General features: G+C 64.9%; 12 protein-coding genes. 6 read left to right on the forward strand and 6 right to left on the reverse strand.

What is annotated here, in order from left to right:
* Positions 1–48: 48 nt before the first annotated feature.
* From BMW89_RS12325 to BMW89_RS12340, 4 genes are all read right to left on the reverse strand, one after another.
* Positions 49–2,916, reverse strand: a complete 2,868-nt coding sequence (locus BMW89_RS12325) for a PAS-domain containing protein (RefSeq protein WP_092026536.1) — start codon at positions 2,914–2,916, stop codon at positions 49–51.
* A 324-nt stretch (positions 2,917–3,240) separates the two neighbouring features.
* Complete coding sequence (locus BMW89_RS12330; protein WP_092026539.1) at positions 3,241–4,116, reverse strand: GNAT family N-acetyltransferase; 876 nt, start codon at positions 4,114–4,116, stop codon at positions 3,241–3,243.
* Positions 4,117–4,154: 38 nt separating this feature from the next.
* The gene (locus BMW89_RS12335; protein WP_092026542.1) at positions 4,155–5,135 is read right to left on the reverse strand and encodes an amino acid--[acyl-carrier-protein] ligase; all 981 of its coding nucleotides are present in this window, start codon (positions 5,133–5,135) and stop codon (positions 4,155–4,157) included.
* A 47-nt stretch (positions 5,136–5,182) separates the two neighbouring features.
* The gene (locus tag BMW89_RS12340; protein ID WP_092026545.1) at positions 5,183–6,400 is read right to left on the reverse strand and encodes an acyl-CoA dehydrogenase family protein; all 1,218 of its coding nucleotides are present in this window, start codon (positions 6,398–6,400) and stop codon (positions 5,183–5,185) included.
* Positions 6,401–6,756: 356 nt separating this feature from the next.
* Between BMW89_RS12340 and BMW89_RS12345 the strand changes: the two genes are divergently transcribed.
* From BMW89_RS12345 to mtnA, 3 genes are all read left to right on the forward strand, one after another.
* Complete coding sequence (locus BMW89_RS12345) at positions 6,757–7,029, forward strand: phosphopantetheine-binding protein (RefSeq protein WP_092026548.1); 273 nt, start codon at positions 6,757–6,759, stop codon at positions 7,027–7,029.
* A 110-nt stretch (positions 7,030–7,139) separates the two neighbouring features.
* On the forward strand, positions 7,140–8,015 hold the full coding sequence (locus BMW89_RS12350; protein ID WP_092026550.1) for an S-methyl-5'-thioadenosine phosphorylase: 876 nt from the start codon (positions 7,140–7,142) through the stop codon (positions 8,013–8,015).
* Positions 8,016–8,033: 18 nt separating this feature from the next.
* Positions 8,034–9,140, forward strand: a complete 1,107-nt coding sequence (gene mtnA, locus BMW89_RS12355) for an S-methyl-5-thioribose-1-phosphate isomerase (RefSeq protein ID WP_092026554.1) — start codon at positions 8,034–8,036, stop codon at positions 9,138–9,140.
* Between the two features lie 6 nt (positions 9,141–9,146).
* Here mtnA and BMW89_RS12360 read toward each other — a convergent pair whose 3' ends face one another.
* A complete protein-coding gene (locus tag BMW89_RS12360; protein ID WP_177196003.1) occupies positions 9,147–9,782 on the reverse strand; it encodes an HAD-IA family hydrolase in 636 nt (211 codons plus the stop codon).
* Positions 9,783–9,885: 103 nt separating this feature from the next.
* On the opposite strand from BMW89_RS12360, the gene BMW89_RS12365 reads away from it, so the two are divergent.
* Positions 9,886–10,644 (forward strand): S1 family peptidase, encoded by a 759-nt coding sequence (locus BMW89_RS12365; protein ID WP_177196004.1) that lies wholly within the window; start codon positions 9,886–9,888, stop codon positions 10,642–10,644.
* Positions 10,645–10,766: 122 nt separating this feature from the next.
* Entirely contained in the window at positions 10,767–12,269 is a 1,503-nt protein-coding gene (locus tag BMW89_RS12370; RefSeq protein ID WP_092026557.1) for a flavin-containing monooxygenase, read from the forward strand.
* A gap of 61 nt (positions 12,270–12,330) precedes the next feature.
* Here the strand turns inward: BMW89_RS12370 and BMW89_RS12375 are convergent, their stop codons facing one another.
* Positions 12,331–13,425, reverse strand: a complete 1,095-nt coding sequence (locus BMW89_RS12375) for a citrate synthase/methylcitrate synthase (RefSeq protein ID WP_092026560.1) — start codon at positions 13,423–13,425, stop codon at positions 12,331–12,333.
* Positions 13,426–13,504: 79 nt separating this feature from the next.
* Here BMW89_RS12375 and BMW89_RS12380 point away from each other — a divergent pair, with 79 nt between their 5' ends.
* On the forward strand, positions 13,505–14,740 hold the full coding sequence (locus BMW89_RS12380) for a citrate/2-methylcitrate synthase (protein ID WP_092026562.1): 1,236 nt from the start codon (positions 13,505–13,507) through the stop codon (positions 14,738–14,740).
* The last annotated feature ends 62 nt before the right edge of the window (positions 14,741–14,802 follow it).

Here is a 14,802-nt window from a genome sequence, read left to right on the forward strand (position 1 = left end):
GATGGAAATTGGTGGATTACGCCTTCGGCTAATCCACCCCGCGTGCCCTCACGCCACTTGCCGGACCATGGTGAGTCGTTCGATCGTGCGGCCGACCTCGTCCGCCGGGCAGGGCCTGCCGAAATAAAATCCCTGCACCGCGGTGCAGCCGCATGCGCGCACGAAGTCGAGCTGCTCGATCGTCTCGACACCCTCCGCCGTGGTCTCGACGCCGAGCACGGAGCCCAGGCTCGCAATGGTGCGGACGATCGCGACACTCTCCGGGCTTTCGCCGAGCGTGCCGACAAAGGAACGATCGATCTTGATGCGGTCGAACGGAAATTTGCGCAGATAACTCAGCGAAGAATAGCCGACGCCGAAATCGTCGAGGCTGACGCGCACGCCGAGTCCGCGGAGCTGGTGCAGGATCTCGATCGTTGCCTCGCTGTCGTCGAGCAGCGCGGTCTCGGTGACCTCGAGCTCGAGCCGCTGCGGCGGCAGGCCGGCCTCGGCAAGCGCGCTCGTGACCATCGTCACCAGCCCGCGCGAGCGGAATTGTACCGGCGACAGGTTCACCGCGATCGTCATAGCAGGCCAGGAGGCGGCCGTGGCGCAGGCGGAGCGCAGCACCCACTCGCCGATCGGAACGATCAGCCCGTTCTCTTCGGCGAGCGGAATGAATTCCGCCGGCGAAACCAGGCCGCGCGTCGGATGTTTCCAGCGCAAAAGCGCCTCGAAACCGGTGAGCTCTGTGGTGTCGAGCCGCACCTGCGGCTGGAACACCAGGTGGAATTCGTTGGATTCCAGCGCGCCGCGCAGGTCGTGCTCGAGTGCGTGACGGCTGCGCGCCTGTTCCTCCATCTCGGGCTCGAACAGCTGATAGGCGCCGCGTCCTTTGGCCTTGGCCTGGTACAGCGCGAGGTCGGCGCATTTCATCAGCTCGTCGGCATCGAGCCCGTGATCCGGCGCGATCGCGATGCCGACGGAGACGCCGACATGGATCGACTGGCTTTCCAGCGGCGGCGGGTGGCCGATGATCTCGACCAGGCGGCGGGCGAGCCGTTCGGCCGATTGCGGCTGCGGTCCGCGCTGGAGCACGGCGAACTCGTCGCCGCCGAGGCGCGCAACGGTGTCGTGCTCGCCGACACTCTCCTTCAGCCGCGCGGCGACCCAGCGCAACAGCCGGTCGCCGGCGGCGTGGCCGAGGCGGTCGTTGACGGTCTTGAAATTGTCGAGGTCGAAGCACAGCACGGCCATCGCGCCGCCGGCGATCGCGACCTGGTTCAGTCCCTCGCCCATCTTCTCGCGGAACAGCGTGCGGTTGGGCAAGTCGGTCAGGGCGTCGTGCCGCGCCATGTGCGCGACGCGGGCCTGCGCCTTGTGACGCTCGGTGACGTCCTCATAGGTGACGACCCAGCCGCCGAGCTCCATCCGCTTGTGGTTGAGCTTGATGATGCGGCCGTCGCTCAAATGGCGGTGCAGCGTGTGCTCGCCCTCGCGCAGCCGCTCGACATAGTCGGCGTAGATCTTCGCGCCCGTCGTGTTCGGATGGATGCCGAGATCGCAGCTGTGCTCCATGATCTCCCGCATCGAGACGCCGGGCTTCACGATCTCGGGCGAGAGCCCGTACATCTCGATATAGCGGCGGTTGCAGACGATCACGCGCAGGCTCGAATCGAGCATGCACAGGCCCTGGCTCATATTGTTCAGCGCCGCGTCGAAGCGGCGATATTGCTCGCTCAGCTCCTCGACTGCGTGCTCGCGCTCGGTGATGTCCTCGTAGGTGGCGACGAAGCCGCCCTCGGCCAGCGCGCAATAGCGCACCGAGATCACGGTGTCGTTCGTCATGCTCCGGCGCATCGCCGAGGAATCGCGGTTCGCGATCCGTGCACTGGCGGATTCCAGGATCTGCTGCGGGGTGTATTCCGAAGAGAACGCGCCGTTCGTCATCGATCGTTCGATCAACTCGCCGAGATGCGTGCCGGGCCTGGTCTCTTCCGGCGACAGCCGGTAGATCTTGCGGTAGGTGTTGTTGCAGACGCGCAGGCGCATGTCGCTGTCGTAGAAGGCGAGCCCGTGCGCCATGTTCTCCAGCGCCGCGTCGAGCATGAAGTTCTGCTGCCTCAGCGTCTCCTCGTATTGCAGCCGTTCGGTGACGTCTTCATGCACGGTGACCCAGCCGCCGTCGGGCAGGAAGCGGGAGACCGCCTGCACCATCCGCCCGTCGTAGCGCATCACCAGCAGGGTCTTTGCCTTCCTGCCGCGCACGTCCCCCAGGCGCGTGTCGTGGAATTCGTCGGCGGACATGCCCGGCAGGTTGCCGCGCGAGAGCCAGTGGTCGATGGTCGTTTCGTGGGCGACGCCCGGCTTCACGATGTCGGGGTCGAGGTCGTAGAGGGTCAGGAAGCGCTCGTTGCAGACGACGATGCGGCTGTCGGAATCATACATGATGAGGCCGTGCGACATGTTGGCGAGCGCATGCTGGCTGCGTTCGGTCTGAAGCTGCAGCTCAGCCTCGAGCCGGGCGAGCCGGCTGACATCATCGCAAATCGTCATCCAGCCGCCGTCGGGGAGCGGCTTCAGTTCGAGCGTTATGACAAGGCCGCTTGGCAGTGTCTGGCGGGTACGGAAGGGTTTGCCAGCCGCGATCAATGCGATTCGTGAAGCGTAGAGCGCGTCGACTTCCTCTGCCGGGATGTTGCCGAGCACAACGCTGTGGCCGAGCACATCACGATAGCGCGTGCCGACCCGGACGATCTCGCCCGACATGTTGAACAGCGTGAGGTAACGCTGGTTGATCAGCACGATCCTGTTGTCGGCGTCGTAGACGCAAACGCCCTGCTCCATGTGGTCGAGCGCAAGCTGGCCGAGCGCGACCAGGGCCTGCGGGCCCTGCTCACGGTGTGCACCAAGCTCGTTGTCGCAGGTCGACGTCATGGGATCGGTGGGTCTCGGCGTGCAATACACTTAACGCAACGTAATCCGAGTGCCGAGGGTAACGAAGAGGCGGGAAAATTCCCTTAAGCGCAGTAGTTTACGGAGGGTGACTGGCGGTGGATAGATGCGTGTGTGCCGACATCTGAATGGTGAGGTCTTACCACCAGCCCGGACCTTATCACCGTCATCCTGAGGTGCCGGAGCGAAGCGGAGGCCTCCAAGGGCGACGGCCCGGCTGCATTCCGCCCGTTCATCCTTCGAGGCTCACCGCGCTGCGCGCGGCGAGCACCTCAGGATGACGGAGCTAGGGCAGGCTGCAGACCACTACGGTCCGTACAGCACGAGCTCGGTGTCGGTGAGGTCGGCGAGCCGCGGCCGGTGCGGGCCCTTGAAATATTTGCGGCCGCGCCGCTCGGTATAAATGCCGACGAGGCCGGGAATCGGGCCGTTGGCGTCGACGATCACCGAGATCTTGCCGAGTCGCAGCAGCAGGCGGCCGATGCGGCCAGCGCAGGCGGCGTATTCGGCGGCGCTGCGGCAGTAGATCAATTGCATCGCCGGCGGTGCAATGAAACCGCGGCGGATGCGCACCGGCTGCAGGACGAACGGGAACGTGCCCTTCGGCGTGCGGCAGACCAGGCTGAGGCAATTGTAGCGTGCATGCCGCGTCAGCAGCTCGGTCTCGGTCTCGGAAAGCCCCTCAATCGTCTTGGCGTGGGGCGAGATGACCTCGATCTTGCTCCAGCGTGGCGCGCGCGACAGTGCTGGCACCGAGAAGAACAGGCCCCGGCAATAAGCGCGAAAGCCCTGCGTCTCGATGATCGGCCAGGTCCACACCGCCGGGCTGATGTTGAGATAGGTGACGTCCTTGTGCCGCTGCGCGATCTTGGTCAGCAGCGGCGCGTAGTTGCGGTAGGCGGGATCGACATACCAGCTCGACAAATTGCAGTGGATGGCGGTGGTTTCGCCGTCCTTCCGCGCCGTGTAGATCAGCAGCAGCACGCCGACCGGCGTGCCGTCATTGTCGAGCATGTAGCCGAAACGCGGATAGCCCTCCGGCACCGGCCGGAAAGCCTGCCGGCGCAGGCCCTGGATCCAATAATTGCGCGAGCGGCCCACAAAGCCGCGCGTCAACAGGTCCGCGACCGCATCGACGTCGGCTTCGGTGATCTCGCGGCATCGGACCTTGGTGTGGATCACGCTCGTCTTGCCCGTAGAAATGGTCGGCCTCTTATCTCTTAGCGCCAGCCTTCGCCGTGGGCGCCGGCCGCGACTTGCGGCTGTAGCCCCATGATCTCCCGCACCTTGGCGGGCCAGGCGGAAAGGTCGGTGCCGTGGGTTTGGAACATGGCGACCGCAAGCCGGTCCATGCCGAAAGCGACGCAGCCGGTGTGGGCCGCCTCACCATTGGTGTCCTGGATGCCCCAGGTGATGCCGAAATGCTCGCGGTGATAGTTGAAGCTCATGCAGGCGGTCGGCTGCTCTTCCGAGCGCAGCGGGATCAGCAGCTCGAATTTGAGCTGCTGCTGCTTCTGGCTCACCGCCTTCATCTGGCCGACGCGACCGAAGAAGGGATCGCTGGCATAGTCGACGCGGAAGGTGAGGCCGAGATCGGTCGCGATCGCCTGCGCGCGCACCATCCAGCGATCGCGGAAATCGGACACGTCGTCGGGACTGCCGATGCAGACATATTCGCGCATCCGGAACGATTGCAGCCGGTCGAGATGCTTTGACGGCTCGCGGCGGAAGCAGTCGGCGGCGACGTCGAAGCGCAGGCCGCCCTTCGGCAACTGGCCGCGGCTCGCGGCGATCGGATAGACCGGATAACAGGCGGCGGGCGACAGCACGAGATCGGCTGGTGAGAGTGATGAAGTCCAGTCACCGCCGGCATCGAAGCGGCTCACCGCGGCGTTGATCTCGCGCTCGGTGCCGTGCAGGCCGCAGACGCAGCCGAGCAGGTTCGGGAAGCTCTTGAGGTAACCGGATTTCTCCAGCTGGGAGCGGCTCATCACCGGCGGGAAGCGCATCACCTCGGTACCGGCTTCGCGATGGCTCGTGATCAGCGCAGCGAGCTTTTCAACAACGCCCTCGTAGAGCGCGGTGCGGGCATAGACGCCATCCGCACCCATGCGATGGAACAGCTTGTCGGCGAGGTGATCGAGCGGATCGACGATCTGCGGGGCGGTCTCGGGCGAATCGGGGAGAACAGCAATGTTCATGTTCGAGGTCCTGCTATCTGAAATTATTATTGTTGATCGAAGGCTCGTCAGTCACGAAGGCTCGTCGGCACGCCGCTCATGAGCGTCGAAGTCGCGGCGTTGGCCAGGATGCGGTCGTTGTTGATCATGATCGGCGACGACAGCACGTCGCGCAGATGGCGGCCCATGGTGAACTCGCCGTCGTTGCGGTAGCCGGAAAGGCCCGCAGTGCGCATCGCATGCATCACGGTCTCGACCGCGAGCTCGGAGGCCTGCACCTTCAGCAGCGTGATCGAAGACTGGAAATCGAGCGAGCCAAGTGCGCGCTCATCATGCTCGGCGCGGGCGAAGGCGTCGATATTGGCCGATATCAGCGCGCGGAGTTTTGCGAGCGACATTTTTGCGGCGGTGAAATGTGCGGCCGCCGGCGGCATCTGTCCGCCGGAGCTGCGGGCGGCCTTGCGGACGAAAGCCTGTGCGCGGGTCACGGCAGCAGCGGCGATGCCGGCCCAGGCCGACGACCAGCACAGATGCGCGAACGGCGTCATGGTCTGGGCGTGGATCTTGTCATAGGATTCGGGGAAGACGCGGTCGGCCGGGCAGTCGACCTTCAGCTCGAAACCGGTCGAGCAGGTGCCGCGCATGCCGAACGTCTCCCAGCCCAGCGTCCGCTTCAGCGAATAATCGTCCTTGGCGAGCGCCATCAAGACCTGGTCGGAGGCGGCGGCCTCGGTGGCGCGGCGGGCGATGGTGACGAGACCGTCGGCCTCGGCGCCGTAGGAAATCACGGTGGCGTCGCGCACCAGCGAAACGGTGTCGCCGGCGTGGTCGACGGCAGCGGCGCTGGCGCGAATGTTGCCGCCGTTCTGGCCTTCGGTGGTGGAGGAGGCGAGCAGCCACTGGTCGCGCGCGACCCGGCGCATCATGGTTTCCATCCAGGGGATGCCGTGGCCGTGCCTGATGACGCAGGCGACCTTGGTCGTGTGCATCGCGTAGACCATCGCGGTCGAGGCGCAGGCGCGCCCGAGCGTGTAGCAGATGTCGGTGACGTCGTGGATCGAAGCACCGAAGCCGCCGAACTCGACGGGGATCATGACGCCGAGCAGTTTCTGCTCACGCGCGACGTCGAAAGCCTTGTGAGGGAAGCGGGCGTCGCGATCGACGCCGTCTGCGTCGGCTGCCGCCGCAGCCGCAGTTTGGGCGGCGCGCTCGATCAGCGAGGGACCTTGCTCGAGGAAGCTCGTCTGCGTCTCGTCGACAGTGAGGACCGCTTCACGCACGTTCATGCTCGTCCGCCTCCGGTTTGCCGTTCAGGATCGCCGGCATCATTCGCGATGCCGCTCGACAATCCTCCGACCATCTTTGCTTGTGAGATGAGGCTACGGATTTAATTCAAATTCGTCGATGAAATAGAGGGTAAACGATCTGCAATTCCAAACGAACAGTTAAGGCCCGGTTTTTCGCATCCCCCGGATTTCCGCGATCGCGTTAGGGATCTGGAAGAAGTCTGAATTCCAGACAATCTGAGTCATCGTTTACTAAGAAACGCGAAGTAATGGTGTCGCCCATTGCGGGATCGGCCGTCCCTGCCCATCGTAGCCGGCAGACCGGTCCGACCTTTATATACAGATGGAATTTAACCATGCAGGCCTTCGACGCCGACGTGCGCAACCGCATCATCAAGCTGGTGAAGGGCATCCTCGCGCAGAATTCGCTCACGGCTGACGTCACGCCATCGACGAAACTCGTCGATGCCGGCTTGACCTCGATGGACATGGTCAATCTGATGCTCGGCGTCGAAGCCGAGTTCGACTTCACCATTCCGCAAGTCGAGATCACGCCGGAGAATTTCCAGTCCGTCGAGACGCTGGAGCGCATGGTCGCCACCCAGCTGCAGCCGGCGACCGCGGCTTAAGTCCGGCGCGCGTCTTCCTCCCCGGCATCGCCGCACCACCCCGTTTCAAAATCGCCGCAAAACTGGCATAGCTTAACCATGTCGCAGGTAGCGGACAGGGTGGAGCAGGCATGACGCAGGCGGTATTGGGCATCATCGGTGGCTCCGGCATCTACGATTTGCCGGGACTCGAGGGCGCGCACGAAGAGGTGATCGCGAGCCCCTGGGGCGAGCCGTCGGCGCCGCTGCGGCGCGGCTCCATCGCCGGTCTTCCGATCGTATTCCTGCCGCGGCACGACAAGGGCCATCGGCTGTCGCCCTCCGACATCAACTATCGCGCCAATATCGACGTGCTGAAGCGGGCTGGCGTCACCGATTTGATCTCGCTGTCGGCCTGTGGCTCTTTCAAGGAAGAAATGCCGCCCGGCACCTTCGTGCTCGTCGATCAATTCGTCGATCGCACCCACAAGCGCGAGAGCTCGTTCTTCGGCCGGGGCTGCGTCGCGCATGTGTCGATGGCGCACCCGGTCTCGCCGCGCTTGCGCATCCATCTTGCCGCCGCCGCCGAAGCCGAAGGTCTCGCGATCGCGCGCGCCGGCACTTACGTCTGCATGGAAGGGCCGCAATTCTCGACCTATGCAGAAAGCATGACCTACAAGACGCTGGGCTATTCCGTGATCGGCATGACGAACATGCCCGAGGCAAAGCTCGCGCGCGAGGCGGAGATTTGCTACGCCACCGTTGCGATGGTGACGGATTTCGATTGCTGGCATCCCGACCACGACGCCGTCACCGTGCAGGACATCATCCGCGTGCTGACGTCCAATGCCGACAAGGCCAAGGCGCTGGTGGCGCGGCTGGCCAAGGATTTTCCGCGCGAGCATGAACCGTGCCCGATCGGCTCGGACCGCGCGCTCGACACCGCGCTGATCACGGCGCCCGAGGCGCGCGATCCCGCGCTTCTGAAGAAGCTCGATGCGGTGGCCGGGCGTATCCTGCGGGCGTGATACGAAAGGCAGAATGCCATGAAGGTCGACGGTAAGCATTTCCGCAGCATCTGGCGCGAGCGCGACGGCTGGTCGGTCGGCGCGATCGACCAGCGCAGGCTGCCGCATGAGTTCGTCCTCGCGCGCCTGACGTCGTGCGAAGACGCGGCCACGGCGATCCGCGACATGCTGGTACGCGGCGCACCACTGATCGGTGCCACCGCGGCTTACGGCATGGCGCTCGCGATGCGCGAGGACGCCTCCGATGCTGGCCTGAAACGGGCTTACGAGACGCTCGTCGTGGCGCGGCCGACAGCGATCAACCTGAAATGGGCGCTCGACGAGATGCGCACGGCGCTGACACCGATCGATCCGCTTGAGCGGGCGGAAGCCGCCTATGCCCGCGCCGACGAGATCGTCGAGCAGGATGTCGAGATCAACCGCGGCATCGCCGCCAACGGACTGAAGCTGATCGAGGCGATCGTCGCGAAGAAACCGGGCGAGACGGTCAATGTGCTGACCCATTGCAACGCCGGCTGGCTCGCCACCGTCGACTGGGGCACCGCAACGGCGCCGATCTATCTGGCGCATGAGCGCGGCATCAAGATCCATGTCTGGGTCGACGAGACCCGCCCGCGCAACCAAGGCGCCTCGCTCACGGCGTGGGAGCTCGGTCATCACGGCGTGCCGCATACCGTGATCCCCGACAACACCGGCGGGCACCTGATGCAGCACGGCATGGTCGATCTCGCCATCGTCGGTACGGATCGCGTTGCCGCCAACGGCGATGTCTGCAACAAGATCGGGACCTATCTGAAGGCGCTCGCAGCGCACGACAACAACGTGCCGTTCTACGTCGCATTGCCGTCGCCGACGATCGACTTCGCCGTCAATGACGGCATTCGCGACATTCCGATCGAGCAGCGCAGCGGCACCGAAGTCACCGACATGACCGGCCGCACCGCGGACGGACGGTTGGAGACGGTGCGCATCGTGCCCGAGGGATCGCCGGTCGCGAATTATGCGTTCGATGTGACCCCGGCGCGCCTCGTCACCGGCCTGATCACCGAGCGCGGCGTGCTGAAGCCGGATCGCGCCTCGCTGGCGGCAGCGTTCCCGGAGCGGATGGCGGCTGCGGCGGAGTAATTCGGGCTAGGAGAGCTTCAGCCCCGTCGCCGCCTCGAGCTCCGCGATCGCCTGCGCGCCACTTGCGACCTTGATCGTCGTCATGCCCATCTCGCGCGCCGGCTTCAAATTGACGCCGAGATCGTCGAGATAGACGCAGGCCTTCGGATCGACCTTCAGCGTCTCGATCATCAGCTGATAGATGCGCGGATCCGGCTTGCGCAGGCCGATCTTGGCGGATTCGATGACGTGGTCGAACAACACCATCACCTCGGCAACATAGAGTGAGCGCCCGGTCATGCTGCCGATCGCGTTAGCCGGCAGATTGTTGGTGATGCAGCCGGTCTTGAACTGCGCCTTGATGCGCTTCAGGGCTTCGACCATTTCGGGGCGAAGATCGCCCTGGAGCAGCGGCAGCACGTCGCGGCCGCGCACCTCGGCGCCAAGCGCGCGCGATTCCTCGGCGAACAAATGATCGAACGTCTCGATATCGACCTCGGCGCGCTCGAACTTGGCCCAGGCGTTCTCCAGATGATTGGCGGTGTTGGTGCGCCGGATGATGTCGACGGGCAGGCCGCGCTCGGTCTCGAACCGCGAAAACGCCTCGAACGGCGAACTCGTCAGCACCCCGCCAAAATCAAAGATCACAGCCTCGATCGCCACTATCCTGCCCTCGTCAATTCCTTTCCAAGACGGCTAGCATGCGCTATCGGCAAGAGCCAGTCCGAAGCAATTTTCCGCCGTCACCGACGCTGAAGCGTGTTCCATGAAGAAGCTTGTCACTCTCGTCACAGCCGCGCTGCTGCTCGCGACGCCCGCTTATGCCATTGTCGGTGGCGGCACGCCGCAGACGGATGGCGTTGCGCGCGCGGTCGTCACCATCGTCGGCTCGCGCGGCAATTTCTGCACCGGCACCCTGATCGCACCCAAACTGGTGTTGACGGTCGCGCACTGCGTGCAGCCGGGCGCCGACTACAAGATCGTGGATCGCGGTGCCGACGGCGCGCCGCAATTGCTGAACGTGCGCACCGTCGCGATCCATCCCGGCTTCAACATGCAGGCGATGCAGGCGCATCGCGCCACCGCCGACGTGGCACTGCTGCAACTGGAAATTCCACTCAAGGGAAAATCGACGGTGCCGGTCGGCGCACCAAACATTCCAATCCAGGTCGGCAGCCGCTTCGTCATCGCCGGTATCGGCGTCACCGTGCGCGGTGACGGCAAGAGCGGCGGCACGACACGCGTTGCCGGGCTCGTCGCCACCGGCCAGCCCGGCACGCTTCAGATCCGGCTGGTTGATCCCGTAACCAACGGTGTTCGCGACGGAATTGGCGCCTGCACCGGCGATTCCGGCGGTCCCGTGTTCGAAGACAAGCCTGGTGGCGCGGTGCTCGTCGGCGTCATCAGCTGGTCGACAGGGCCGAACGGCGCGGCCGGTTGCGGCGGATTGACCGGGGTCACGCCGCTCACGCTCTATCGCGACTGGATCTTGCAGACTGCGCGGGGCTGGGGCGCGGCGTTGTAGTTTGATCGCGGCTTGATCTATGTCATTTTGCAGGGGAAGCGCGATGGGCGGCAATGCCCGTCGCGGAGGAAACGCGTCGCCAATCAATGGCGGCCTGAAAAAGACAAGGCATAGAAGCAACAATGAATGTCGCTGTTCGCAGTCACGCCACCACCAAGCAGGCCTCTGAACATTTCGACGTGCTGATCGTCGGCGCCGGCATCTCCGGCATCGGCAGCGCTTATCACATGAAAAAGCAGCTTCCGGGTGCGAGCTTCGTCGTCCTGGAAACGCAGGCGACTTTCGGCGGCACCTGGACCACGCATCACTATCCCGGAATTCGTTCGGACAGCGACCTCCACACCTTCGGCTACAGCTTCAAGCCCTGGGTCGGGCCGCCGATCGCAACGGCCGAGGAAATCCTCACCTACATGAACGAGGTGATCGACGACAACGACATCGCGAAGCATATTCGCTACAAGCACAAGATCAATTCCGCGAGTTGGTCGAGCGAGAACAATCTCTGGACCATCGAAGCGGTGACGACCGACACCGGCGAAGTAAAGACCTTCACCGCCAACTTCCTCTGGATGTGCCAGGGCTATTACCGCCATTCGGAAGGCTACACGCCGGAATGGAAGGGCACGGATCGCTTCAAGGGCCGCATCGTCCATCCGCAGACCTGGCCTGACGATATCGACCTCACGAACAAGAAAGTCGTCGTGATCGGCTCGGGCGCGACGGCGGCAACGCTGGTGCCGAACATCGCCGACAAATGCGCGCATGTCACCATGCTGCAACGCTCGCCGACCTATTTCCGGCTCGGCCGCAATGCCATCGAGATCGCCGAAGAGCTACGCAGGCTTCAGGTCGACGAAGAATGGATTCACGAGATCGTCCGGCGCAAGATTTTGTTCGAGCAGGATGCGTTCACAAAGCTCTGCCTGTCCAAGCCGGAGCAGGTGAAGAAGGAGCTGATCGGCCAGATCAGCGCGGTGCTCGGCCCGGACTACGACGTCGAGACGCACTTCACACCGAGCTATCGGCCATGGCGGCAGCGCATCGCCTTCGTGCCCGACGCCGATCTGTTCAAGGGCATCGCCAGCGGCAAGGCCTCCGTCGTCACCGACGAGATCGAATGCTTCGTCGAGAACGGCGTCCAGCTCAAATCAGGCAAAGTGCTCGAAGCCGATGTCATCGTCACCGCGACCGGCTTCAACCTCGCAGCCCTCGGCGACATCGCCTTCGAGATCGACGGCAAGCCGCTCGCCTTCGGCGACACCGTCACCTATCGTGGCATGATGTTCACGGGCGTGCCGAACATGGTCTGGGTGTTCGGCTATTTCCGCGCCAGCTGGACGCTGCGCGTCGATCTCGTCGCCGACTTCGTCTGCCGTTTACTCGGACACATGAAAGCGAAGGGCGCGAAGAAGGTCGAGGTCGCCTTGCGTCCCGAAGACCACAACATGCCGATCCTGCCCTGGATCGATCCGGAAAATTTCAACCCCGGCTACATCATGCGCGACATGAACCTGCTGCCCAGGCGCGGCGACAAGCCGGAATGGCAGCACAGCCAGGACTACTGGACCGAGAAGGACGAGATCCCGAAGACGGATCTGGACGACGGGGCGTTCGTGTATGGCTGAGCGAGCCGCCGTCCCGTAGCCTGTAGCCCGGATGGAGCTTCGCTCCATCCGGGCGGCTTCATCACGCCTCCGGCATTGCCCCCACATAAGACGAGCTCGGCCGGATCAACCGCCCCGTCCGCTGCTGCTCGCGCGCATGCGCGGTCCATCCCGCCGCGCGCGCCACCGCGAAGATCGGCGTGAACGCCTGCCGTGGAATCGCCAGTGCATCGAGCAGGATCGCGGTGAAGAACTCGACATTGGTCTCCAGCGGCCGCTCCGGATTTTTCTTCCGCAGCGCGCTGCGAATGTAGGCTTCGACCTCGCCGGCAAACGGCAGGTTCGCGCCATTGGAGGCGAAAGCCTCGATGGCGGTCTTGAGCACGTCGGCGCGTGGATCGCGCACGCGATAGACGCGGTGACCAAAGCCCATCATCCGCTCGCCGCGCGCCAGCGCAGCATCCACCCAGGGCTGGATGCGCTCGCGCGATCCGATCGCATCGAGCATTTCCAGCACCGGCTCCGGCGCGCCGCCGTGCAGCGGCCCCGTCAGCGCGCAATAGCCCGCGGTCACGGCCGCAAACAGATCGGCTTGCGTTGAAGCCACCACGCGCGCGGTAAAAGTCGAGGCATTCATGCCGTGGTCGCTGGCGGTGACGAGATAGGCGTCCAGCGCGGTGACCTCGCGTGTTTCAGGTGCGCGCCCATGCAGCATGCGCAGCGTATCGGCGGCATGGCTCGCATTCGGATCAGGCGCGATCGGATCGAGCTCCTTGGCGCGCCGGACCAGCGCGCCCGCGATCACCGGGAATGCGCCGACGATGGTCGCCTCATGCGGCAGGCCGTGCTCCGCGCGAAGGCCGGCGACCGCCGCGCGAAATCCGTCGACGATGCCCATGCCGCGCGTCGCCGGCAGCAGCTCGTCCAGCCGCGCGAAGGCGCGCTCACGGGCCGCACCGAGGCTCGCCCGCACATTGGCTTCGCTCAAGCTGCTCTGGCTCGCGCCATTCCAGAGCCGGGCGGTAACGCCTTCAAAACTTGATTTGGCGGCGAGGCGTCCGACATGCTCGCCGGCGATGATCAGCTCGCCGCGCTCGCCGTCGACATGGCTCAGCACGGTCTCGGCCGCGGGAACGCCGTCCAGCCCGATCTGGCTTTTGGTGAGGTGGATGTTCATGGCCCAATCTCCTTTGCACTGCACCAAGGGAAAATCGGGCCTCTCGACAGATTGATCAATCTTGATTACATAAATCAATATGAAAAATTCGGAAGGTCTCTACCTCTCCGCCCGGGAAGCCGCCGCCGAGCTCGCGATCTCCCCGGCCACCCTCTACGCCTATGTCAGCCGCGGCCTGATCCGTTCCGAGCCGACGCCGGACTCGCGGAAGAACCGCTACCGCGCCGAGGACGTCCGCGGCCTCAAGGAGCGCCGGGTGCCGTCGCCGGAGCCGCGCGGCCTGCGCAGCTTCGATGCCGATCTGCCTGTCATGGACACGGAGATCTCGACCATCACCGAGGAGGGCGCGATCTATCGCGGCGTCAATTGCGTCGATCTCGCCGAGAACGACACGCTGGAGCACACGGCAACGCTCTTGTGGGACGTCTCCGACGTCGATCCCTTCGCGCCCGACAATCAGCCCGAGATCTCCGACGAGATGCGCGCGATCGCGGAGGCCGCGCGCCGCGCGGCGCCGATCGACCGCGCCATCGCGGTGCTCGCGCTTGCCGCGAGCGCCGATCCCCGCGCGTTCACCCGCGCGCCCGACGGCCGCGCGATGGTCGGCGGCCGCATCGTCCGGCTCCTGGTCGCGACCATGCTCAATACCGGGCCGTCGTCCGACCCACTTCATCAGCAGATCGGAAAAGCCTGGGCGCCCGACAACAAGCACGCGCCCGACCTCATCCGGCGCACGTTGGTGCTGCTCGCCGATCACGAATTGAACGCCTCGACCTTCACCGCACGCTGCGCGGCGTCCACCGGCCTCAACCTCTACGACTCCGTCATCGCAGGCCTCGCCGCGCTGAAAGGCCCCAAGCACGGTGGCGCCGGCGTGCTGGCCTCGCAGCTCGTCAAGACGCTGATCGATCGCGATGTCGCCCCGATGGTGCGCGAGCGCGTCGCGCTCGGCGAGCGCTTTGCCGGCTTCGGCCACGGCGTCTACAAGCGCGGCGATCCCCGCGCGCAATCGCTGCTCAACGCGCTCTCGCGCGCCGGTGCGCCACGAAAATTCACGCGCGAAGTGCCGGAACGGATCGTCGAAGCGACCGGCGAGCTCGTCAACATCGATTACGCGCTCGCGGTGCTCGTGCACGCGCTGCGGCTGCCCGCAGGCAGCGAGCTCGCCTTGTTCGCGATGGCCCGCAGCGTCGGCTGGATTGCGCATGCCAGCGAGCAATTGCAGTTCGGGAAGTTGATCCGGCCGCGGGCAAGGTATGTGGGGCCTGCGCCGGGGCGGCGGGCGGGGCCTCCGGAGACCAAGGGCCAGATCTAGACCCTTACGGTGAGGAGCGCGGAACGCGCGTCTCCGGACGATGCTGCGCATCGCCGGGCGAA

This window comes from Bradyrhizobium sp. OK095 (assembly GCF_900109945.1).
Lineage (GTDB): Bacteria > Pseudomonadota > Alphaproteobacteria > Rhizobiales > Xanthobacteraceae > Bradyrhizobium.